This window comes from Paraburkholderia strydomiana (assembly GCF_046030495.1).
GTDB classification, from domain to species: domain Bacteria; phylum Pseudomonadota; class Gammaproteobacteria; order Burkholderiales; family Burkholderiaceae; genus Paraburkholderia; species Paraburkholderia strydomiana_A.
Window position 1 is genome coordinate 129,126 of sequence record NZ_JAQQCJ010000003.1, and the last position, 21,456, is coordinate 150,581.

16 protein-coding genes are annotated in these 21,456 nt (G+C 64.3%); 6 read left to right on the forward strand and 10 right to left on the reverse strand.

The genetic code is table 11. The features are described 5' to 3' along the window. Position 1 precedes the first annotated feature (1 nt). The gene (locus PQQ53_RS05850; RefSeq protein WP_408138915.1) at positions 2-1,363 is read left to right on the forward strand and encodes an MFS transporter; all 1,362 of its coding nucleotides are present in this window, start codon (positions 2-4) and stop codon (positions 1,361-1,363) included. Positions 1,364-1,472: 109 nt separating this feature from the next. Here the strand turns inward: PQQ53_RS05850 and PQQ53_RS05855 are convergent, their stop codons facing one another. From PQQ53_RS05855 to PQQ53_RS05875, 5 genes are all read right to left on the reverse strand, one after another. Beyond that, the gene (locus PQQ53_RS05855) at positions 1,473-2,168 is read right to left on the reverse strand and encodes a TetR/AcrR family transcriptional regulator (RefSeq protein ID WP_408138913.1); all 696 of its coding nucleotides are present in this window, start codon (positions 2,166-2,168) and stop codon (positions 1,473-1,475) included. 94 nt (positions 2,169-2,262) lie between these two features. Then, complete coding sequence (locus PQQ53_RS05860; RefSeq protein WP_408138911.1) at positions 2,263-3,552, reverse strand: NAD(P)/FAD-dependent oxidoreductase; 1,290 nt, start codon at positions 3,550-3,552, stop codon at positions 2,263-2,265. 175 nt (positions 3,553-3,727) lie between these two features. Then, on the reverse strand, positions 3,728-4,531 hold the full coding sequence (locus PQQ53_RS05865) for an anti-sigma factor (RefSeq protein WP_408323424.1): 804 nt from the start codon (positions 4,529-4,531) through the stop codon (positions 3,728-3,730). After that, positions 4,531-5,100, reverse strand: coding sequence for an RNA polymerase sigma factor (locus PQQ53_RS05870; RefSeq protein ID WP_408323425.1), 570 nt, complete (start codon positions 5,098-5,100; stop codon positions 4,531-4,533). Before PQQ53_RS05870 ends, PQQ53_RS05865 begins: the two co-directional genes overlap by 1 nt. Positions 5,101-5,510: 410 nt before the next feature. Further along, positions 5,511-6,443, reverse strand: coding sequence for a dihydrodipicolinate synthase family protein (locus PQQ53_RS05875; RefSeq protein WP_408138905.1), 933 nt, complete (start codon positions 6,441-6,443; stop codon positions 5,511-5,513). Positions 6,444-6,591: 148 nt separating this feature from the next. Between PQQ53_RS05875 and PQQ53_RS05880 the strand changes: the two genes are divergently transcribed. Continuing rightward, entirely contained in the window at positions 6,592-7,581 is a 990-nt protein-coding gene (locus PQQ53_RS05880) for a LysR family transcriptional regulator (protein WP_408138903.1), read from the forward strand. A gap of 194 nt (positions 7,582-7,775) precedes the next feature. Next, positions 7,776-10,856, forward strand: a complete 3,081-nt coding sequence (locus PQQ53_RS05885) for a transglycosylase domain-containing protein (RefSeq protein ID WP_408323426.1) — start codon at positions 7,776-7,778, stop codon at positions 10,854-10,856. A gap of 48 nt (positions 10,857-10,904) precedes the next feature. Here PQQ53_RS05885 and PQQ53_RS05890 read toward each other — a convergent pair whose 3' ends face one another. The 5 genes from PQQ53_RS05890 to PQQ53_RS05910 all read right to left on the reverse strand — a co-directional run bounded on the left by PQQ53_RS05890 (position 10,905) and on the right by PQQ53_RS05910 (position 16,593). Beyond that, positions 10,905-12,131 carry an ROK family transcriptional regulator gene (locus PQQ53_RS05890; protein ID WP_408323427.1) on the reverse strand — a complete coding sequence of 409 codons (1,227 nt, stop codon included), beginning with the start codon at positions 12,129-12,131 and terminating at the stop codon, positions 10,905-10,907. A gap of 31 nt (positions 12,132-12,162) precedes the next feature. Continuing rightward, complete coding sequence (locus PQQ53_RS05895) at positions 12,163-12,960, reverse strand: ATP-binding cassette domain-containing protein (protein WP_408138899.1); 798 nt, start codon at positions 12,958-12,960, stop codon at positions 12,163-12,165. A 29-nt stretch (positions 12,961-12,989) separates the two neighbouring features. Further along, complete coding sequence (locus PQQ53_RS05900; protein ID WP_408138897.1) at positions 12,990-13,976, reverse strand: ABC transporter permease; 987 nt, start codon at positions 13,974-13,976, stop codon at positions 12,990-12,992. Between the two features lie 90 nt (positions 13,977-14,066). Continuing rightward, on the reverse strand, positions 14,067-15,071 hold the full coding sequence (locus tag PQQ53_RS05905; RefSeq protein WP_408152040.1) for a sugar ABC transporter substrate-binding protein: 1,005 nt from the start codon (positions 15,069-15,071) through the stop codon (positions 14,067-14,069). A 490-nt stretch (positions 15,072-15,561) separates the two neighbouring features. Continuing rightward, positions 15,562-16,593 (reverse strand): LacI family DNA-binding transcriptional regulator, encoded by a 1,032-nt coding sequence (locus tag PQQ53_RS05910; protein ID WP_408138893.1) that lies wholly within the window; start codon positions 16,591-16,593, stop codon positions 15,562-15,564. 191 nt (positions 16,594-16,784) lie between these two features. Between PQQ53_RS05910 and PQQ53_RS05915 the strand changes: the two genes are divergently transcribed. The 3 genes from PQQ53_RS05915 to PQQ53_RS05925 all read left to right on the forward strand — a co-directional run bounded on the left by PQQ53_RS05915 (position 16,785) and on the right by PQQ53_RS05925 (position 21,290). Next, positions 16,785-17,948, forward strand: a complete 1,164-nt coding sequence (locus tag PQQ53_RS05915) for an ABC transporter ATP-binding protein (RefSeq protein WP_408323428.1) — start codon at positions 16,785-16,787, stop codon at positions 17,946-17,948. 17 nt (positions 17,949-17,965) lie between these two features. Further along, complete coding sequence (locus tag PQQ53_RS05920) at positions 17,966-19,951, forward strand: beta-galactosidase (protein ID WP_408323429.1); 1,986 nt, start codon at positions 17,966-17,968, stop codon at positions 19,949-19,951. 82 nt (positions 19,952-20,033) lie between these two features. Next, positions 20,034-21,290 carry an ABC transporter substrate-binding protein gene (locus PQQ53_RS05925; protein ID WP_408323430.1) on the forward strand — a complete coding sequence of 419 codons (1,257 nt, stop codon included), beginning with the start codon at positions 20,034-20,036 and terminating at the stop codon, positions 21,288-21,290. Positions 21,291-21,456 lie beyond the last annotated feature (166 nt).

Consider the following 21,456-nt stretch of genomic DNA (forward strand, 5'->3'; position numbering starts at 1 on the left):
CATGTCGCAACCGATTCAATCCACTTCTTCCGGCACGCCCCATCAGAAGGGCGCCACGGTCGGCACCGCGCGCCGCTCGAAGGCCCGTTATCAGATTCTCGGACTGCTCGCAGTCGGCACGATGATCAACTATCTGGACCGCACGGTGCTCGGCATCGCGGCGCCGCAGTTGACCAAGGAACTCGGCATCAACGCCGCGATGATGGGGCTGCTGTTCTCCGTCTTCTCATGGAGCTATGTGGCCGCGCAAATTCCGGGCGGCCTGTTTCTCGACCGCTTCGGCAGCAAGGTGACCTACTTCCTGTCGATGACGTTCTGGTCCCTGTGCACGCTTGCGCAAGGCCTGGTGCACGGGATCGGCGCGCTGTTCGCGTTCCGGCTGGGGCTCGGCGTGTCGGAGGCACCCTGTTTTCCGACCAATAGCCGCGTGGTGGCCACCTGGTTCCCGCAGAGCGAACGTGCGATGGCGACGGGCACGTACACCGTCGGCGAATACATCGGCCTCGCGTTTTTCAGCCCGTTCCTGTTCATGCTGATGGGAGCGTTCGGCTGGCGTTCGCTGTTCTATGTGGTGGGCGGCGTGGGCATCGTGTTCGGGCTGATCTGGTGGATGTTCTATCGCGAGCCGCACGAGCATCCGTCGGCCAATCAGGAAGAGCTCGACTATATCGAAGCGGGCGGTGGTCTCACGCATAGCCGCAAGCGCGACGATGTGGCGGCGGCGCCTGCGAAGAGCGGCTTCGAATGGCGCACCATCGGACGCCTGCTCAAGCATCGTCAACTGACGGGCATCTGCCTCGGCCAGTTCGCGGGCAATTCGACGCTGGTGTTCTTCCTCACGTGGTTTCCCACGTATCTCGCCACCGAGCGTCACATGGCGTGGCTGAAAATCGGCTTCTTCGCGATCATGCCGTTCATCGCGGCGTCGATCGGCGTGATGTTCGGCGGCGTGTTCTCCGACTGGCTGCTGCGCCGCGGCATCTCACCGAATGTCGCGCGCAAGCTGCCGATCATCGCCGGCCTGCTGCTCGCGTCGACCATCATTCTCGCCAACTATGTCGAGAGCAATGTGGTGGTGATCGCGATCCTGTCGGTGGCGTTTTTCGCACAGGGTATGGCCGCATTGGGCTGGACGCTCGTGTCGGATATTGCGCCCGAAGGGCTGCTCGGCGTGACCGGCGGCATCTTCAACTTCGCCGCGAATCTGGCCGGCATCATCACGCCGCTGGTGGTGGGTTTCATCGTCGCGGCAACCGGCTCGTTTGTCGGCGCGCTGGTGTTCATCGGCGTGGTCGCACTGATCGGCGCGCTGTCGTACATCTTCATCGTCGGCGATATCAAGCGGATCGTGCTGGTGGACTGAGCGGTCTTTCATTGGCTGAATGAGAAACGGGACGGGGGCTCACAAGCCCACGTCCCGTTTTCATTTTCATGCTGGCCTAACCACGGGCCGATACCGGTTCAAGCGCGCTTCAATCGTCCTTGCGCACGAAACGCAGCACCGCATCGACGATCATCGCGCGATGCCTTGCGCGCAGGCGCGGATGCGACGGATCGCGGCCGAACGCGGTGCCGAACGTATGGCGATTGCCGACGCGGTGAAAGCACAGCGAGCTGATCAGCAGATGCAGATCGATCGGGTCGAGGTCGCTGCGGAACTGTCCCGCCGCGATACCGCGCGCAAGCAGATCTTCGATCGTGTGAATGACGGTGACATTACGGCCCTTGAACGACTTCACCTGCTCGACGTACTTCGCGCCGTGAATGTTTTCGATGGTCACAAGACGCACGAAGTCACGCTGACGGTCGTGATAGTCGAACGTGAATTCGACCAGCGCGCGCATGCCCTCGACCGGATCCAGTTCGCTGACGTGCAGATCCTGTTCGAGCGCGCGAATGTCGCCATACACCTTTTCCAGCACGGCCTGGTACAACCCTTCCTTGCTGCCGAAGTAGTAGTACAGCATGCGCTTGGTGGTGTTCGTGCGTTCCGCGATCGCGTCGACGCGTGCGCCCGTCAGTCCCATCGCGGAGAACTCCTGGGTCGCGACGTCGAGGATGTTGCGCTTCGTCTGTTCGGGGTCGTACTTGCGCCGGGCGTCTCCACGCGGCGTATCGGACGGGATGCCGTTGGTATCAGGCTCGGCGGCCTTGCTTCCCTTTTTCATTGTGTATTCGAGCGGCGGTGACGGCGCATTCTAGCATGGCGAAACTGGCCTCTGGCGCGGGTCCCGGGCATAAGTGGCGGCGTATTGCGATGGCTCAGACGACGGGGCGCGCGGCCCGGCGGCGCGCGGCGAGCGCGTCGCGCGTCTGCATCGTGGTGTAGGTCAGTTGCGCGGCGGCGAGGCCGAGCGCGCCGAAGGCGGGCGTCAGGCCGAAGCGCGCGAACGCGTCGGGCACCGGATGCTCGCCGGCAATGGCCGCCGCGAGCAGTTCGCCGGACACGGTGGTCGGCGCCATGCCGTGTCCGCCGAAACCGACCGCATACCAGACGCCGTCCGCGCTGCGGCCGATTTGCGGCATCTTGTGCCGCGCGTAGCTCATCAGACCGCCCCAGGCGTACTCGATCCGCACGTCGCGCAATTGCGGATAGACCTTCAGCAGATCGCGCCGCAGCAGTCGCGCGATCGTGCCGGGCGCGCGGTCGCGCACCGAGATGCGGCCGCCCCATAGAATGCGCGTGTCGGGCAAAGGCCGGTAGTAGTCGAACGCGAAACGGGTGTCGTAGACGGCGGCGCGCGTGTCGATCGCATCGTGCAGGCGCGCGCCGAGCGGTTCGGTCGCCATCACGTAGGTGGCGATCGGCAGCACCGCGCGCTCGACGCGTGCGTAGACATTGCGCGCATAGCCGCCGCCCGCCATCACGACATGGCGCGCGTCGAGCGCCCCTTGCTGCGTGTGCACGACGAAGCCCGCGCCCGCGCGCTGCAGGCGAACGACCGGCGAGTGCTCGTGGATCGTGACGCCCGCGCGCGCCGCGGCATCGGCGACGCCGAGCACGTATTTGAGCGGATGAAAGTGGAACGCGTTGCGCTCGAACAGGCCGCCGTGATAGCGGCGCGTCTTCAGTTGCGAAGCGAGCTGCGCGGCCGCTACGGGTTCCCATTCGACGCCGAACGATTCGCGCATCAGGCGCCGCTGCGCGTCGAGACGGGCCGGTTCGTCGAACCAGTTCGCGAGGATCACGCCGGCATCGGTCGCATCGCAATCGATCCGGTAGCGCGCGATGCGCTGGCGCATCAGATCGACGGCGTCGGTGGTCAGCGTATAGAGCTCGCGGGCGTGAGCGGGGCCGAGGGTTTTCAGCAAATCGGCGCAATCGAGGCTGTAGCCGCCGAACACGAAGCCGCCGTTGCGTCCCGACGCGCCGAAGCCCACCTGCTGCGCTTCGAGGACGACGACCTCGCCGACGCCGCGCTCCGCAAGTCCCAATGCCGTCGACAAGCCGGCGAGCCCGCCGCCGATGATGCAGACATGGGCGCTGCGCCGGCCGGCCAGCGGCGCATGGTCGGAGGGGCGGGTGACGGTGGCTTCGTAAAAGCTTTGCATGGGGCTAAGGGTAGCGGCAATCGAGCGCTCGCGTCCAGTTGCACTTTAATGGAGTGACATCGCTGGAGCGGAGCGTCGCGGTATCGCCCGGGCGTTCAACACTCAATACTCCGAACAAAAGGCCGGCATCCGCACGCAGCGAACGCCGGCCTCGTCACTCAACTACAGAACCAGCTCAGGACACCGGCAGCAGCTTGCCCGTGAACACCACCGGACCACTCGGCGCATTGTGATCCGGCGAGCCGCCAGGCGCTTCGATCGATACCGCAAGCGCCTCGTAATTCTCCGGCTTCTGCTGACCGGCGGTGACCGTGCCGGTCGCGCTGTCCGGCAACAGGCCGAGCGACACCGGATGCCCGTTCGCCGGAATGCCCCACAGCTCCATCGTGCGGCCGGGCGGGACGTCGACCTTGCCGAGCGGTTGGAGCGTCATCGTCGAGCGGCCTTCGTCCCACGCGATCAGCATGACCGGACGCGCGTCCGTGCTGTTCAGCACGGCGACATGCGACACGGACGGCGCCGGCTTCTGCGCGATGGTCGGCGCGGGTGTCGGCACAGGTGTCGGGGCGGTCGGTACTGTCGTGGCCGGCAACAGCGCGCGCACCGCGACCACCACGGCGATGGCGGCAAGCGCCGTGGTGCCGATCGCCCAGCCGCGCCAGAACGCGAGGTTGTCGAATCGTCCGCGCGAAGGGCGCGCCGGCGTCGGCAACGCGCTATGCGGCCGCGCGGCCTCGCGCGCGGCGCTCAGGCCCAGACGCTGTTCGATCGCTTCCCATACGGCCGCAGGCGGCATGCGCGGCTGGGCGAGTTCGGCCATCGGCGCGAGGTGCCGTTGCCATGCGGCGACCGCAGCGCGGATCGACGCGTCCTGATCCGCATACCGTTGAAAGCGACGCCGGGCGGCGCCGCGCAACGTGCCGAGCACATACTCGGCGGCCAGCAGATCGACGAGCTGAGGATAGCGAGTCAGATTCATCACTCGCCTCCCAGACAGGTTTTCAGTTTGGCGAGGCCGCGTCTGATCCAGGATTTGATGGTGCCGAGCGGCACCCTCAGCATGTCGGCGATCTCGCTATGGCTCTGATCGCGCAGGTAAGCAAGCGCGACTGCCTGACGCTGGGCCGGTTCCAGCTGCTGCATGCAGCCGGCCAGCAGGCGTGCCTGCAGGCTGACCCCGGTCAACGCTTCGGGATCCGGATCGCCGCTTGCCACGAGATCGTCCAACGCATCGCTCCATTCCGTTTCCTGCGTATTGAGCCGTCGCAGGTGATCGAGAGCACGGTTCCGGACGATCGCGGACATCCACGTCATCGGTGCGGACAGTGCGCGGCGATAGTCGCCGGCAAAGCGCCAGATATTGACGAAGCTGTCCTGCAAGACTTCTTCAGCCCACTCATGCCTGTTCAATATACGGAGCGCGAGACCAAACAGTTTCGGAGCGGCGAGATCATAGAGTTCGCGCAGTGCCGCTGCATCTTCCCTGGCAATGCGTTCGATCAGCTCGGCGAGGGTTTCCGGCGTCAGTTCTCGAGGATCGGCGGTCATGGAAAGAAGTAGGGTGGGCTTGCGGGCCTATGTTACTCACTTTCTTCCCGGCCTTATATGTGGATTTTTCTTGCGACGCGCATCCGTGCGGAGATGGAACACGTATAGGCAACAGAGGCTGGCGCTGCGCTTATGCGTGCGGCCTCTCGAACACAAACAGAGCGATGTGGCTTAGCCGAATAGCAAGGACACGGGGTGCGTGGGCAGGGAGAGGCGTGCCGTTGCGCGGGTTCGAATCGACAGCCGGCGACGGAGCCATGCGATGCGGGACGGACAAAGCATCGCGGGCGGGTTTGATGTGGGGTTGCTTGAGCGTAGCGCTCATCCCTGTGAAGGTTCGAACACTTGCCGACAGCCTGGCAAGCGTTCGAACCGGAATGGATTCGCCGCCGCGTTTCGACGAACGCCTTTTAACGACCCCAGCGCAGCACCAGCGGATCGAGCCGCCGTGCGACTTTGAGCAAGCCTTCGCGGGTCGCCGGATGCATTGCCGGCAGCGGATGGCGCACCGCATCCGAACGAATCACGCCGCCTTCCTTCATCAGCGCCTTGCACGAGGCAAGCCCGCCCTGGCGGTTTTCGTAGTTGATCAGCGGCAGCCACTGCTGATAGTGCGCGGCGGCCGCTTCGGTCTCGCCGGCCGCATAGGCGTCGATGATCAGACGGATGCCGTCGGCGTAACCGCCGCCAGTCATCGAACCCGTCGCGCCCGCATCCAGATCGGCCATCAGCGTGATCGCTTCTTCGCCGTCCCACGGACCCACGATCGCATCGCCACCCAGTTCGATCAGCTCGCGCAGCTTGTTCGCGGCTTGCGGCACTTCGATCTTGAAGTACGACACGTTGTCGATCTCGCGCGCCATGCGGGCGAGAAACGGCGCCGACAACGGCGTGCCGCTCACCGGCGCGTCCTGGATCATGATCGGAATCTGGATTGCATCGGACACCGTACGATAGAACTCATAGATGCCGCGCTCGCCGATGCGGATCGTCGCGCCATGGTACGGCGGCATCACCATCACCATTGCGGCGCCCGCGGCCTGCGCGCTGCGGCTGCGTTCCGCGCACTGATACGAGCTGAAATGCGTGGTCGTGACGATCACCGGCACGCGGCCCGCGACGTGTTCGAGTACGACGTGCATCAGCGTATTGCGCTCTTCGTCGGACAGCGCGAACTGCTCGGAAAAGTTAGCCAGAATGCACAGGCCGTTCGAACCCGCGTCGATCATGAAGTCGATGCAGCGTTTCTGGCCTTCGAGGTCCAGCCGGCCGGCGTCGTCGAAGATGGTCGGCGCGACGGGGAACACGCCGCGCAATGCGGTGGGATGCGATGCCTGGGTCATGGTGATGTCGTTGTCCGTGGATGATCGGTGAAGCAGTTTGAATGTCTCCAACGCCGACTATACGGCGGCCCGCGTCGCAGGTATATTGAATTGTTTCCATCTTGTGATCGCTTTTACGACTCACCCCCTGAAACCTCGCACTTCTCCCATGAAAGACACGCTGAACGTTCTGCTGGCGAAACTGCGCATGAAGCAACTGCAACTGCTGATCGCGCTCGACGACCTGAAGTCGCTGCACAAGGCCGCCGGCGCAATGTCGATGACACAATCGGCGGCGAGCAAGGCGCTGCAGGAACTGGAATCGATGCTCGACGCGCCGCTCTTCGAACGCTCGAAGACCGGCATGATCCCGAATCAGCTCGGCCACTGCGTGATCCGCTACGCGCGCCTCGTCGCGACGGACCTGACCGCGTTGTGCCAGGACGTCGCCGAGATACGCTCGGGGCGCGGCGGCCGGCTCGCGGTCGGCGCGATCATGGGCGCGATTCCGGAGTGCGTCGTGCCGGCGCTGAACCGGCTGCATGCGGGGCAGCCGAATCTGTCGATCGAAGTAATGGAAGACACCAGCGCGCGGATGCTGCTGCAACTCGACGACGGCCGCCTCGATCTGGTGATCGGCCGCGCGGCGGTGGCGGCCGATCCGTCGAAGTATCAATATCGTCCGCTCGGCGACGAGCCGTTGTCGGTGGTGGTGGGCTACGGCCATCCGCCGCTGCCGAAGAAGGAGGTGCGCTTGCGCGATCTGGCCGGCCACCGTTGGGTGATGTATCCGTCGCACATGCCGTTGCACGCGCTGCTCGAACGGGAGATGGATCTGGCCGGCCTCGACATGCCGGACAACCCGATTTCGACCGCTTCCACGTTTGTGACAGTCGCGTTGCTGCAAAGCAGCGCCGAGCTGGTTTCCCTGCTGCCGACCGCGATCGCCGCGATGTTCGTCCGGCAGAAGATGCTGCGCGTGGTGCCGGTCAAGCTGAAGTCGCCGTCACAAACCTTCGGCGTGGTGACGCGCAAAGGCGGCGTGTTGTCGACGCCGGCCGAACAGTTCATCGAGTTGCTGCGCGACGAGGCGCTGGAGCACACGCCGACGCCCGCGCCTGCGCGGAAACGGGCGGCGCAAAAGCGCAAAACCGCCTGAGGCGGCGCGCCTCCGACGCGTGAAAGACACTCAATATCTCACGGCAATTCGCGTTTTGCCACGTGCCGCGACCATGTGTTGTAGCCGCGACACTGTGGGGTTAATACGAACCCATGGCGGCACGAGGTTCCGCGCTACACTGCTCCGAAGTCAGCCGGGTTAGGAAGCCTGGCGATCGCTCGGGGAGAGCAGCCATGAATCGGCCACTGCTTCGGTTTCCGCTTCGCGCGACCGGCACGACACCAGTGCGGAAGTGGTTCAAATGGGGGCTGGCGGCTGCGTTGCTGCTTGCGCTGGCATTGGCGGCGCGTTTCGTGCAGGTCGAGATCGAAACGTCACGGCTCCAGGCGCGCTACCTCTCCGAACTGACCCGCGACGTGGGCTATTCCGTCGCCGAAGGTCCCAGTCATTCGATCCGCTTTCCTCAAGCCGACAAAGGCCCGTACGACAGCCGTCTCGGCTATGCACTGCTGCCTTCGATCCAGCAACGATTGCTGACACGCGGGTTTGAAATCAGCGAGCAGGCACGCGATTCCGAGCGGATGCTGTCGTTGGCCGATAACGGTCTCTTTCTGCCCTACGCCGAAAAAGATATTGCCGGGCTGCAGCTTTTCGACGGCACCGGTGCGCCGCTTTTCGACGCCCGCTTTCCGGGCCACGTGTACGACAGCTTCGAGGCGATTCCGCCGGTCATCGTGAACTCGCTGCTGTTCATCGAAGACCGCTATCTGCTCGATCCCAACCAGCCGAACCGCAATCCGGCGATCGACTGGGGACGCTTCAGCCGCGCGTTGGCCGACCAGGGCGTACGCATTTTCAACAGTCATCAGCCCGCGCCCGGCGGCAGCACGCTCGCCACGCAGATCGAAAAATTCCGCCACTCCGCGGGCGGCCGCACGGCGACACCGCCGGAGAAGTTGCGGCAGATCGCATCGGCGTCGGTGCGAGCCTATATGAATGGCCCGCAGACGCTGCCCGCGCGGCAGCAGATCGTGGTCCGCTATCTGAACTCGGTGCCGCTTGCCGCACAACCGGGGATCGGCGAAATCAACGGCATCGGCGACGGTCTCGCCGCGTGGTACGGACGCGATTTCGGCGACGTCAACCGCCTGCTGAACGCGCCTTCGAGCGCACAGAACCTGGCGGAGCAGGGCAAGACGTTCCGCGAGGTGCTCTCGCTGATGATCGCGCAACGCGCGCCGTCGTATTTCCTGCATCGCGGCTATGGCGAGCTCGAACGGCTGACCGACAGCTATCTGCGGTTGCTGGCGAGCGGCGGCGTGGTGTCGGGTGAATTACGCGATGCCGCACTGTCCGCGCATGTCGAACTGCATCGCGCGCCCGCCGCCATGCAGAGCGCCGGCTCGTTCGTGTCGCGCAAGGCCGTCACGTCGATGCGCTCGCATCTGCTGGCCTCGCTCGGCATTCCGAGTTTCTATGAACTCGACCGCCTCGATCTGCAGGCCAGAGGCACGCTCAACAACGCCGTGCAGCAGGCCGTCAGCGAACGGCTCGCCGCCGCCTCGACGCGCGACGGCGCGAAAGCCGCGGGACTCGTCGGCTTCGAAATGCTGCGGCCGTCGGACGATCCGTCGAAAATCGCCTATAGCTTCACGCTGTTCGAGCGGCGCGACGGAGCGAACCTCGTGCGGGTGCAGACAGACAGCGTCAACCAGCCGTTCGACATCAACTCCGGCGCGCGCCTGAACCTCGGTTCGACAGCGAAACTGCGTACCGTGGTCACGTATTTGCAGATCGTCTCCGACCTGCACGCGCGTTATGCACCGCTGAGCACAGCGGAGCTGAAAGCCGTGAAGCCCGATCCGACCGATCAGTTGACGCGCTGGGCGCTCGACTATCTCGCGCACACCTCCGACCGCTCGTTGCAGGCGATGCTCGATGCGGCCGTGGAGCGCAAATATTCGGCGAGCCCCGGCGAAACGTTTTACACGGGTGGCGGCGCGCAGACCTTCAACAACTTCGAGTCCGACGACAACAGCCGCATCCTGACCGTGCACCGCGCGTTCCAGCACTCGGTGAATCTGGTGTTCGTGCGGCTGATGCGCGACATCGTCCACTACGAGATGGTGCAGACGACCGGGCCGTCCGCGCTGTGGCTCGGCGATCCGGCGATCCGCAAGATGTATCTGACGCATTTCGCCGATCAGGAAAGCCGCGTGTACATGAACCGTTTCTACGCGAAGTATCACGGCAAGACGCCTGATCAGGCGCTGGCGCTACTGATGCTCGGCGTGCGCAAGTCGCCGCCGAAAGTGGCGACGGTCTTGCGCAGCGTCGCGCCGGTCGAATCGAATGCGTGGTTCAACGCGCAGATGCGCGCGGCGCTGAAGAACACCCCGGCCGCATCGATGCTCGACGATGAAGACCTCGCGAACCTGTACGCGAAGTATGCGATCGACCGCTTCAATCTGAACGACCGCGGTTATATCGCGAGCGTCCATCCGCTCGAACTGTGGACGCTCAACTATTTGCGCGCGCATCCTGCCGCCACGCTCGACGAGATTCAGAAAGCGAGCCGTGACGTGCGGCTGTCGACCTATTCGTGGCTCTTCAAGACGCGTTACCACGCCACGCAGGATCGCCGCATCAAGCGGATGGTCGAGCTGCGCGCATACGACGCGATCGGCAAATCGTGGCAGGCGCTCGGCTATCCGTTCACGACGCTCACGCCTTCGTATGCGGCGGCGATCGGCGCATCGGGCGACCGGCCTGCCGCACTCGCCCAACTGATCGGCGTAATTGCCAACGACGGCAACAAGGTGCCGACCGAAAGCCTGACACAACTCGACTTCGCGAAAGACACGCCGTACGAAACGCACTTCAAGCGCGCGGCGCTCGCGCCTGAGCAGCAGTTGTCGCCGGAGATCGCCGGTGTGATGAAAACGCTGTTGCGCGATGTCGTGACGGGCGGCACGGCGCGGCGGCTCGCGCAAGGCATGACGTTCCCCGACGGCCAGACGCTGGCGGTGTACGGCAAGACGGGTACAGGCGACCAGCGTTTGAACGTCTATGCCAAAGGCGCGCGGCTAATCGAGTCGCGCAAGGTGAACCGCAGCGCGACCTTCGTGTTCGCGATGGGTGACCGCTTCTACGGCACGTTGACCGCGTGGGTGCATGAGCCGTATGCAGCGCATTATGAATTCACCAGTGCGTTGTCGGTGCAGTTGTTGAAGTCGATGGCGCCCGTGTTGCAGCCGCTGCTGGATAGTCCAAAGCCAAAGACGGCTGTGATGGCAAAGGTGGCCGCGAAGTGATGGCGAGGGCGAGGTGGGCGCGTGTTACTTGCCGTCAGCGATGAACACTCAATAATCCGTCTCGGACGCCGGCTTCAGGAACAGCTCATGCACCGGCGCGAAATGTGCATACAGCGGCAGAATCGCACCGCCCATCGCACGCGCATCGGCGCCGATCGCGCCTTCGAGCAATTGCGGGCGCACCATCCCTTCCCATTCGAAACGATCGAGCACACGCTCGGTGCGGCGAATGATCTCGCGCACCAGTTGCCGGTCGAGTTCGCCGTCGATCACGATCGCTTCGAGATCGAGCAACGCGGCCGCATTGGTCAGCGCGCTGGCGATTGCCGGACATGCGCTGTCGAGCCATTGCTCGGTATGCCGCCACAACTCCGGCGACAGCGCGCGATGATCGTGTGCGGCGGCGGGTAACGCGCCCGCGTCGCTGAACAGCTTTTCGAGCACGAAGCCCGATGCCGCGTGCAGCAATTGCCGCGCGGGTTTGCGCGCGCTGCCGTCGCGTAGCGGAATCGAACCGACGGCGCCCGCGTTGTCGTGCGGCCCGCCATGCAGGCGTCCGTCGATCACGAGCCCGCCGCCGATGAAGGTGCCGACGAACAGATACAGGAAGTTGTGAATGCCGCGGCCCTGGCCCATCACGAGTTCGGCCGCGCAGGCGGCTGTCGTGTCTTTGGCGAACTCGACGGGCAGCCCAGTCATGGTCGCGATGCGGGCGCGCAAGTCGATCTCGTTCCAGGCGTCGAGCGCGTCGGGCGGCGCGCCGAGAAAGTCGCGCCAACCGCCGAGCCACAGCGGCGCCGCGACGCCCATGCCGACCACCTTGGCGGCTTTCGCGCCGAGCGTGCGCTTCACGCGCGCGAGCTTGCTTTCGAGTGCGGGAAACAGCGTGCGCGGATCGGGATAGGCATACTCGAATACATCGCGGCACACCACGTGGCCGGCGAAATCCATCGCCAGCACGTCGAGGCTGCGGCGTCCCACCTTGATGCCGATGGTGTACGCGCCGTCCGCGCGCAACGCGATCGGCACCGACGGCTGGCCGATCCTGCCGCGCAGGCGCGCCTGCTTTTCGAGCAGGCCGTCGTCGATCAGACGGTCGACGATCATCGACACCGTTTGCATCGACAGGCGCGTGAGGCGCCCTACGTCGGCTTTCGGCAGCGGCCCGTGCAGGCGGATCGCCTGCAGCACGATGCGTTCGTTGAATTGACGCATGCCGACCTGATTCGAGCCGACCGTGCGTTTGAGCGGGGAGCGGGCGCCGGTGGTATCCATCGTCGGCAATCCGCTCAGTAGTGGGCGCGCGTCATGCAATCGCCTTGACGTCTGCTTCCTTTGCGCCGGTCATGATCGCAACCGCCTCCGACATGTGCACGTCGCTCCGGTTGACGAGCGCCGCGCGCCGGCCGAGCCGTTGAATATGAATGCGGTCGGCGACTTCGAACACGTGCGGCATGTTGTGGCTGATGAGAATCACCGGCAGCCCGCGATCGCGCACGCGCCGGATCAGTTCGAGCACCATGTTGCCTTCCTTCACGCCGAGCGCGGCGGTGGGTTCGTCGAGAATCACCACGTGGCGCGCGAAGGCCGCGCTGCGCGCCACCGCGACGCCTTGGCGCTGGCCGCCCGACAGCGTTTCGACCGCCTGGCGCATCGAGCGGATGCCGATCTGCAGGTCCTTCATATGCGCGGTCGCTTCTTCGAGCATGCGGCGCTTATCGATCATCTTAAAGAGCGAGCCGCGCCAGCCTGGCTTGAGCAGTTCGCGGGCGAGAAACAGGTTTTCGGCGATGCTCATGGCCGGCGCCACCGCGAGTTCCTGGTACACGGTTTCGATGCCTTGTGCGCGCGCATCCAGCGGGCTGCGGAATTTGACCGGCTTGCCGTCGAGCAGAATCTCGCCTTCGTCGGGCACGGTCGCGCCGGACAGCGCCTTGATCAACGACGATTTGCCTGCGCCGTTGTCGCCGATCACCGCGAGAATTTCTCCGGGCAGCACTTCGAAATCGCAACCGTCGAGCGCGGTCACGTTGCCATAACGTTTGACGAGTCCGCGTGCCTGCAGAACGGGCATCGTGGGGGAAGCGGAAATAGGTGTCGACATGACGGGCTCCATGCAAGTGCCGTGAGTACTCAACCGCGACGATGAGAGAGTTTGTCCGCAGCCACCGCGAGAATCACCAGCATGCCGGTGATCAACACCTGGTAGACCGAAGAAACGCCGATCAGCGTCAAGCCGTTGCGAAACACGCCGACGATCAGCGCACCGAGCAAGGTGCCGACAATCGAGCCGCGCCCGCCGAACAGGCTCGTGCCGCCGAGCACGACCGCGGTAATACTGTCGAGGTTCTCGGTTTGCCCCGCCTGCGGATCGCCGACGCCGGTGCGCGACACCGACAGCAGCGCGGCAATCCCATAGATCGCGCCGGCCAGCGAGTACACGGTGAGCAGGATTTTCTGCGAAGAGAGACCCATCAAACGCGCGGCCTCGGCGTTGTTGCCGAGCGCATATAAGTGACGCCCAGGCACTGTGTCGCGCAGCACGAACCAGGTGGCGAGATACATCAGCAGCGTGAGGACGGTGCCGTACGTGACGTCCGCCGGGCCGAGCTTGAACGTATTGCCGAAGAACATGATCGCGTCCGGCAGGTTCGACACGCTTTCCGCATTCGAATAGATCTGCGTGAGCGCGAACGCGATGTTCAACGTCCCCAGCGTGACGATGAACGCGGGCAGCTTGATGCGCGTGATCAACACGCCGTTGAGCGCGCCGAACAAGGTGCTCGCGGCGATCCCGCACAGGATCGCGAGAATCGGCGGCACGCCTAGCGTGACAGCGAATTTGGTCATGATGATCGAGCCGAACGCCATCACCATGCCGCACGACAGATCGATGCCGCCAGTCAGCACGATCAACGTCTGACCGATGGCGATGACCGCGACCACCATGGTCTGTTGCAGGATCAGCGAGAGGTTCTGGAACGACAGGAAGCGGCTGCTCTGCGAGATGAAGAAGCCGCACGCCAGCACCAGCGCGATCAGCGGACCGACCTCGGCAAGCGACGGCAGACGATCGGCGAAAGTACGTGAATGGCCGGCGGGCGCGGAAGGAGTCGACATGATGATGTCCTCGATACATGAGCGTGCCATACAGGCCACGCGGTAATTCAGATTGCGGCCCGCCGCGGCGGGCACGTCACACGGTGCGCGTTACTTGTTGCCCCAGCAGTTGTCGAGGCCGAACTTCGTATCCTTGCTGTCGATGCCGGACATCGGCTTGTCGGTGATCAGCGTCACGCCCGTGTCCTGATAGCCGGAGACTTTCTTGCCGGTCTTCGCGTACTCGACCCCGGCGTTCACGCCGAGTGCGGCCATCTTCAGCGGATACTGCTGCGAGGTCGCGGCGATCGAACCGGCCTTCACGTTGCGCACGCCTTCGCATCCACCGTCGATCGAAACGATCATCACGCTCTTGTCCTTGCCCGCCGCCTTGAGCGCGCGATACGCACCCGCCGCGGCCGGTTCGTTGATCGTGTAGACCACGTTGATGTCCGGCGATTTCTGCAGGCAGTTCTCCATCGCCGTCTGGCCCTTCGCCTGATCGCCGCGCGTGTCCTGGCTGCAGACCACCGACGGGTCGCCTTCCTTCACGCCGAAGCCTTCCAGAAAGCCGTTATGACGCAGCACGCCGACCGATACGCCGGGCGCGAGATCGAGCGTGGCGATCTTCGCGGGCTTGCCGTTCAGCGCGGCTTTCGCGTATTTGCCGATCAGCACGCCGGCCTTGAAGTTGTCGGTGGCGAAGAGGGCGTCGGTGGCATCTTGCGGATCGGTCGGCGTGTCGAGTGCGACCACCATCACGCCGGCGGCGCGCGCTTTTCTGATGCTCGGCACGATCGCCTTGGTGTCGCTCGGCGTGATCAGAATCGCTTTCGCGCCGGCCGTCATCATGTTTTCGATTGCGGTGACCTGGCTCGCGTTGTCGCCGTCGAACTTGCCTGCAGCGCTGATCAGCTTCGCGCCGTCTTTCGAGGCGGCCGCTTCGGCACCCTGTTTCATCTTCACGAAGAATGGGTTGGTGTCGGTCTTGGTGATCAGGCCGACGACCGGCTGATCGGCGGCCTGGCTTGCGCTCGCACACCACACCGCCGATGCCGCGACGCACATCGACACGATTTTTCTGGCGACAGGATGCCTGCGGGAATGATGATTCATGGGACGCTCCTCCGGTTGTTGGTGACGACGTTGTGAACTACTGGCTGCCAGCGGCGGGCGCGCAACGCTACGCGCCGGCAACCGGGTTATCGCGTTGATGTGAAGTGGCGGCTTGCTGCGACGCTGCGGCGAAAACGGGTCGCCTAAATCAGTTTGGTTGATTTAGTACAGCAGGCTGTGTGACTTGCGTCAAGGCAGGATTTCGACGGGACGTCGACACACGCGAGCATGCCCGAAGGCGGCGGGCCTTATGGCGAGAGGCTTACGCGCTGTGGTGCGATGCAAGATGAAGGAGCGGGGCTTCGGGAAAGTCCTGGCTCGTTCGACAGGTGTTTGAAGTCTGAATGATGCGATTTTCGCCGGCAAACGGCGTGCGTCGAGTGGGTATTCAGCAAACCCTGAAGTGCGTAGCGAACACGCTGGCGGCCAGGTGATTACCGTGCTCGAAGGATTCGCTACGTAACGTGCGCGCCGCGCTGTTACGGCTCCATCACCGCGCGCGCGGCGCACCCGTGGAGGCCCGCACGACAAGTTCGGGCGGGGACGAGACCCGCATCGGCACGTCGGCCGCACCGCGCCCTGTCTGACCGTACGACGACTCGATCAGCTCGCGCAGTAGCGACACCGCGAGTCCCGCTACCTCGACCGTAGGGACGGCCACCGTCGTCAACGCGGGCCGCGATTCGCGCGCGAGTTGAATGTCGGTAATGCCGATCACGGACAGGTCGCCGGGGACGTTCAAGCCGAGATCGGCGGCGGCGTGCATCGCACCGAGCGCCGGCAGGTCGTTGGTCGCGAAGATTGCGGTGAGCTTCGGATCGGCTTCGAGCAGTGCGCGCGCCGCGACGTAACCGCCGTGGATCGTATCGGCCGCGTGCCGGACGCGGTTCTTCGGCGCGCCGGCCGCGCGCAGCGCGTCGACGAAACCCTCGTAGCGGGCCGCATGAATGCCCGAAGCCTTGCTGCCGACAATCGCGCCGATCCGCCGATGCCCGAGCTCCAGCAGATGCGCGCCGGCCAGCTCGCCCGCGCGCCGGAAGTCCACCGCGACGCACGGCAGCCCTGGCGGTTCGTGCGGCCGTTCCCACATGCACAGCACCACCGGCGTGCCGCGCGCTTCGGTCGTATGGAGGTCGGCGAAGTCGAGATTCGCGTTCGTCACGAGCACGCCCTCGGAAAGCGTGCCTGCGATCTGGTCGAGATACGCGCGGCCGCTCAACGGATCTTCGTTCGTATTGCAGATGATCACGAAGTGGCCGCTCGTGCGCGCCGCGCGTTCGACGGCGAGCGCGAACTCCGGATAGAACGGATTGGCAATGCTCGACACCATCAGCGCGAGCGTCGGCGCGCGGCCTTCGGCGAGTGCGCGGGCGGCCAGATGCGGACGATAGCCGAGCGCCTCGACGGCATCGAGAACCCGCTGCCGGGTCGTCGCGCCGACGCGGCCGCGATTGCGCAGCACGTTCGATACGGTGGCAGGGGTGACGCCTGCATGACGCGCGACTTCGCTGAGTGTGGGCATGTTGTTTTCAATATTTGGGATGGCTGTTCGACATTTGCGTCGCGACGCAAGGCGCGGCACCATCTGTCGCACAAACAAACGATATCGGAGACAGGCTGGGCCCAACGATCGCAAGCGATCGATTTTTTCGGGTCTGCTGATTAAGCGCTTAATCTCCGACTTCGAGCTGATTAAATCACGGAGTCGATGCAATGGCGAGCATTTCGTTACGAGGCGTGCAAAAAGCGTATGGCGATGGCGCGCCGGTGATCCGCGACGTCGATCTCGAGATCGCGGAGAACGAGTTCTGCGTGTTTCTCGGTCCGTCGGGTTGCGGCAAGTCCACCTTGCTGCGAATGATCGCCGGTCTCGAAGACGTCAGCGACGGCGACCTGTCGATCGGCGGCAAGCTCGTCAACGACGTGCCCGCCGCGCAGCGCGGCGTGGCGATGGTGTTCCAGAGCTACGCGCTGTTTCCGCACATGACGGTGTTCGAGAACATGGCCTTCGGCCTCAAGCTCGCCAAAACCCCGAAGGATGAAATCGATCGCAAGGTGCGGGAAGCCGCGCGCATCCTGCAACTGGAGGCGCTGCTCGAACGGCGGCCCAAGGCGTTGTCGGGCGGACAGCGGCAGCGCGTGGCGATCGGCCGGGCGATCGTACGCGAGCCCGGCGTGTTTCTGTTCGACGAACCGTTGTCCAATCTCGACGCCACGTTGCGCGGGCAGACCCGCGTCGAGATCGCGCGGCTGCACAGGCAGTTTGCCAAGGCGAGCGTGGTCTACGTGACGCACGACCAGATCGAGGCGATGACGCTTGCCGACAAGATCGTGCTGCTGCATGCGGGCAAGGACACCGAGCGTTACGGCAGCATCGCGCAGATCGGCGCGCCGCTCGAGTTGTACCACCGTCCGAAGAGCCGCTTCGTGGCCGGTTTCATCGGCTCGCCGCGGATGAATTTCCTGCCGGGCAAAGTGACGTCGATCGATCCGCAAGGCGTGGCCATCACGCTCGACCACACCGCTGAAAACTTGCGGGTGCCGGTCAGTGGAGAAGGGCTGCAAAGCGGGCAAACGGTCACGCTCGGCGTGCGTCCCGAGCACCTGGAGTTTGTCGACGCGTCGTCCGCTTCAACCGCCGGTTCCGCCGACGGCGTGCTCGCGCGCACCGTGTCGCTCGTCGAGCAACTCGGCGAACACAGCTACGTTCACCTCGATCAGCCCGGCGGCGCCGTGCTGATCGCCAAAGCGCCGGGCGATACGCGCCTGGTACCCGGGGACGCTGCGCACTTGCGCGTGCCCCGTCTCGCTTGCCATCTGTTTACCGAAGACGGCTTTGCGGCCGCTTCGCTCGAATCCGTCGAACACTACGCATAACGTTAGGGGACATTGGGATGCGCCTTGGAGTCTGTTATTACCCGGAACACTGGCCGGAGTCGATGTGGGAAGACGACGCCCGCCGCATGAAAGCGCTCGGCATCGAGCAGGTGCGGATCGCCGAATTCGCGTGGAGCCGCATGGAGCCGACGCCCGGCGAATACGACTGGGGCTGGCTCGATCGCGCGATCGACGTGCTGGGCGCAGCCGGGCTGAAGGTCGTCATGTGCACGCCGACCGCCACGCCGCCCAAGTGGCTGATCGATCGTTATCCTGACATTCTGCCGATCGGCGCGGACGGACGGCCGCGCGCATTCGGTTCGCGGCGTCATTACGATTTTTCGTCGCCGTCGTATTTCGAAGCGTCGCAACGCATCTGCACCGCGGTGGCCGAGCGTTACGGCAAGCATCCGGCAGTCGCGTACTGGCAGACCGATAACGAGTTCGGCTGTCATCACACGGTGGTCAGCTATTCGCCCGCGGCAGTGCAGCGCTTCCGTGAATGGCTGAAGTCGCGCTATCGCACGATCCAGGCATTGAACGACGCGTGGGGCACGGTGTTCTGGAGCATGGAGTACCGCAGCTTCGACGAGATCGATGCGCCGGTGGCGACCGTCACCGAAGCGCATCCTTCGCATCGCCTCGATTACCGGCGTTTCGCGTCCGACGAAGTGGCGCGCTACAACCGCATGCAGGTCGAGATCATTCGCACGCATTCGCCGGGCCGCCCGGTTGCGCACAACTTCATGCAGCTCTTCACCGAGTTCGATCACTACAAGGTCGCGGCCGATCTCGACGTCGCGAGCTGGGACAGCTATCCGCTCGGCGCGCTCGAAGAACAATGGTTCGCGCCGGACGTGAAGGCGCGCTGGCTGCGCAGCGGCCATCCCGACTTCGCGTCGTTCAATCACGACGTGTATCGCGGCATGTCGAAGCTGCCGTTCTGGGTGATGGAGCAACAGCCCGGTCCGGTGAACTGGGCGCTGTGGAATCCGGCACCGCTGCCGGGCATGGTGCGCCTGTGGAGTTGGGAGGCGTTCGCGCACGGCGCGGGCTGCGTGTCGTACTTCCGCTGGCGTCAGGCGCCGTTTGCACAGGAGCAGATGCACGCGGGGCTGAACACGCCGGACAACCGGCTCGACGTCGGCGGCAACGAGGCGGCTCAGGTGGCGGACGAGATTCGCACGGTGCTCGCCGCGAATGCCGACGCCAACGCGGCGATCCGTTCGAAGGTCGCGCTCGTCTACGACTACGAGGCGAAGTGGCTGTTCGAGATTCATCCGCAAGGGGCGGACTTTCACTATCCGCGCTTCGCATTCGAGTATTACTCGGCGTTGCGTGCGCTCGGTCTCGATGTCGATGTCGTGCCGGTGAACGCGCCGCTCGATGGCTACAGTCTGATCGTCGTGCCGCCGCTGCCGGTCGTGCCGGACGATTTCGCGGCGCGCCTCGCCAGTTCGGGCGCGCAGGTGGTGCTCGGTCCGCGTACCGGTTCGAAGACGCCCGATTTGCGGATTCCGGCGAATCTTCCGCCGGGTTCGCTGGCCTCGGTGCTGCCGGGGCGTGTGTGGCGTGTCGAGTCGATGCGGCCGAACGCGACCGAAGGCGTGCGTCTCGCGGACAGCAAGAATGCGGGCAATGACGACGGTTATGCACGTCACTGGCGCGATTTCATCGATAGCGATGCGGCAGCCGCGCTCGACGTGCGCGCCCGTTTCGTGGATGGCCATCCCGCGTATGTGCGCAGCGGCTCGTTCCACTACTTCGCGAGTCTGTTCGACGACGCGCTCACGGTGCAATTGTTCGAGCGGATCGCGCGGGAGGCGGGTGTCGCGACCATGCAGCTCGGTGAGAGCGTACGCCTCAGCCGGCGCGGCGCGTTGACGTATGCGTTCAACTACGGCGACGCCACTCACGTGCTCGGCGACGTGGCCGACGACGCTTTCGTGATCGGTTCGCGCACGCTCGCGCCGCAAGGTGTGGCAGTCTACCGGTCGCGCTGACGCGCTGAAGCAGGAGCTTGAAGAGGATTCCACGCAGTAACAAACAACGACGCTAAATCAAGGCATAAAGGAGACAGGCAGCATGAAACTGAAACCACGCAAGATTCTGTTGGCATTCGCGTTGGCTGCGGCGGCAGCGGGGGCATCGGTCGTCAGCACGGCTTCGCAGGCCGGTACGCTCGCGGTCAATATCGCGTACAAGGGCGCAAGCCAGCGCGCGGTGTGGCAGTCGGTGATCGACGAGTTCAAGAAGACGCATCCCGGGATCGACGTGAAGGTGTCGTTCATCGATGAAGAAGCGTACAAGGTGCAGTTGCCCGGCTGGCTCTCCACCGTCGCGCCCGATATCGTCAACTGGCATGACGGCGAACGGATGGCGTATTACGCGCAGCGCGGCCTGTTCGAAGATCTGAGCGGCGACTGGGCGAAGAACGGCTGGAACGACATGTATGCGTCGACCAGGGAAGCGTCGTCGTATAAGGGCAAGCAGTACGCCGCGCCGACGGTGTACTACTCCTGGGGCATGTTCTATCGCAAGGACCTGCTGGACAAAGCCGGCGTGAAGGGCGAGCCGAAAACGTGGGATGAGTTTCTCGACGCTGCGAAGAAGCTGAAGGCCGCCGGCATTACGCCGATCGCCGTGGCGGGGCGCGACGCGTGGACGCTCGCCGGCTGGTTCGACTATCTCGACCTGCGTCTGAACGGCAATGCGTTCCATCAGAAGCTCATGGCCGGTGAGATTCCGTACACCGATCCGCGCGTGAAGAAGGTTTATACGACGTGGAAGCAATTGCTCGACGCCGGCTATTTCATCGACAATTCGCTCTCCTACGATCTGGACTCGGTGCAGCCGTTCCTGTTCCAGGGCAAGGCCGCGATGATGCTGATGGGCACCTTCATCACCGCCGGTTTCCCGGCGAACGTGAAGCCGCAAATGGGTTACTTCCAGTTTCCGGTGATCGACCCGAAGGTGCCGACTGCCGAAGATGGTCCGGTCGAATCGCTGCATATCCCATCGAAAGCGAAGAACAAGGCGGACGCGCACGCGTTCCTCGCCTTCGTCGAAACGCCTCAGATCGGCGCGCAACTGGCGACCGGACTCGGCTCGCTGTCGGCGAACAGCAAGTCGCCTGAACCTGAAGACCCGATCTCGAAGATCGGCTTCCAGATTCTCGCGAATACGAAGGGCGGCATTGCGCAGTTCTACGATCGCGATATGACCAAGGAAATGGCCGACGAAGGGATGAAGGGGATGCAGCAGTTCGTCTCCGATCCTACCAAGCTCGACGACGTGCTTGCGCAACTCGAGCAGACGCGCAAGCGGATCTATAAGAAGTGAGCGGGGCGGCCGTGAGGCCGCTTTTCCGTTGTATTTGACCGCGTTGCATGGGACCAGAGTAAGCGCTAAAGCGCCAACTCTGGTCGACCGCGTTGCATGGGACCAGAGTAAGCGCTGAAGCGCCAACTCTGGTCGACCGCGTTGCATGGGACCAGAGTAAGCGCTG

What these genes read in the sequence shown, in the direction of transcription:
- PQQ53_RS05850 (WP_408138915.1), top strand. Translation starts at nt 2, where the DNA reads ATGTCGCAACCGATTCAATCCACTTCTTCCGGCACGCCCCATCAGAAG.
- PQQ53_RS05855 (WP_408138913.1), bottom strand. Translation starts at nt 2,168, where the DNA reads ATGAAAAAGGGAAGCAAGGCCGCCGAGCCTGATACCAACGGCATCCCG.
- PQQ53_RS05860 (WP_408138911.1), bottom strand. Translation starts at nt 3,552, where the DNA reads ATGCAAAGCTTTTACGAAGCCACCGTCACCCGCCCCTCCGACCATGCG.
- PQQ53_RS05865 (WP_408323424.1), bottom strand. Translation starts at nt 4,531, where the DNA reads ATGAATCTGACTCGCTATCCTCAGCTCGTCGATCTGCTGGCCGCCGAG.
- PQQ53_RS05870 (WP_408323425.1), bottom strand. Translation starts at nt 5,100, where the DNA reads ATGACCGCCGATCCTCGAGAACTGACGCCGGAAACCCTCGCCGAGCTG.
- PQQ53_RS05875 (WP_408138905.1), bottom strand. Translation starts at nt 6,443, where the DNA reads ATGACCCAGGCATCGCATCCCACCGCATTGCGCGGCGTGTTCCCCGTC.
- PQQ53_RS05880 (WP_408138903.1), top strand. Translation starts at nt 6,592, where the DNA reads ATGAAAGACACGCTGAACGTTCTGCTGGCGAAACTGCGCATGAAGCAA.
- PQQ53_RS05885 (WP_408323426.1), top strand. Translation starts at nt 7,776, where the DNA reads ATGAATCGGCCACTGCTTCGGTTTCCGCTTCGCGCGACCGGCACGACA.
- PQQ53_RS05890 (WP_408323427.1), bottom strand. Translation starts at nt 12,131, where the DNA reads ATGGATACCACCGGCGCCCGCTCCCCGCTCAAACGCACGGTCGGCTCG.
- PQQ53_RS05895 (WP_408138899.1), bottom strand. Translation starts at nt 12,960, where the DNA reads ATGTCGACACCTATTTCCGCTTCCCCCACGATGCCCGTTCTGCAGGCA.
- PQQ53_RS05900 (WP_408138897.1), bottom strand. Translation starts at nt 13,976, where the DNA reads ATGTCGACTCCTTCCGCGCCCGCCGGCCATTCACGTACTTTCGCCGAT.
- PQQ53_RS05905 (WP_408152040.1), bottom strand. Translation starts at nt 15,071, where the DNA reads ATGAATCATCATTCCCGCAGGCATCCTGTCGCCAGAAAAATCGTGTCG.
- PQQ53_RS05910 (WP_408138893.1), bottom strand. Translation starts at nt 16,593, where the DNA reads ATGCCCACACTCAGCGAAGTCGCGCGTCATGCAGGCGTCACCCCTGCC.
- PQQ53_RS05915 (WP_408323428.1), top strand. Translation starts at nt 16,785, where the DNA reads ATGGCGAGCATTTCGTTACGAGGCGTGCAAAAAGCGTATGGCGATGGC.
- PQQ53_RS05920 (WP_408323429.1), top strand. Translation starts at nt 17,966, where the DNA reads ATGCGCCTTGGAGTCTGTTATTACCCGGAACACTGGCCGGAGTCGATG.
- PQQ53_RS05925 (WP_408323430.1), top strand. Translation starts at nt 20,034, where the DNA reads ATGAAACTGAAACCACGCAAGATTCTGTTGGCATTCGCGTTGGCTGCG.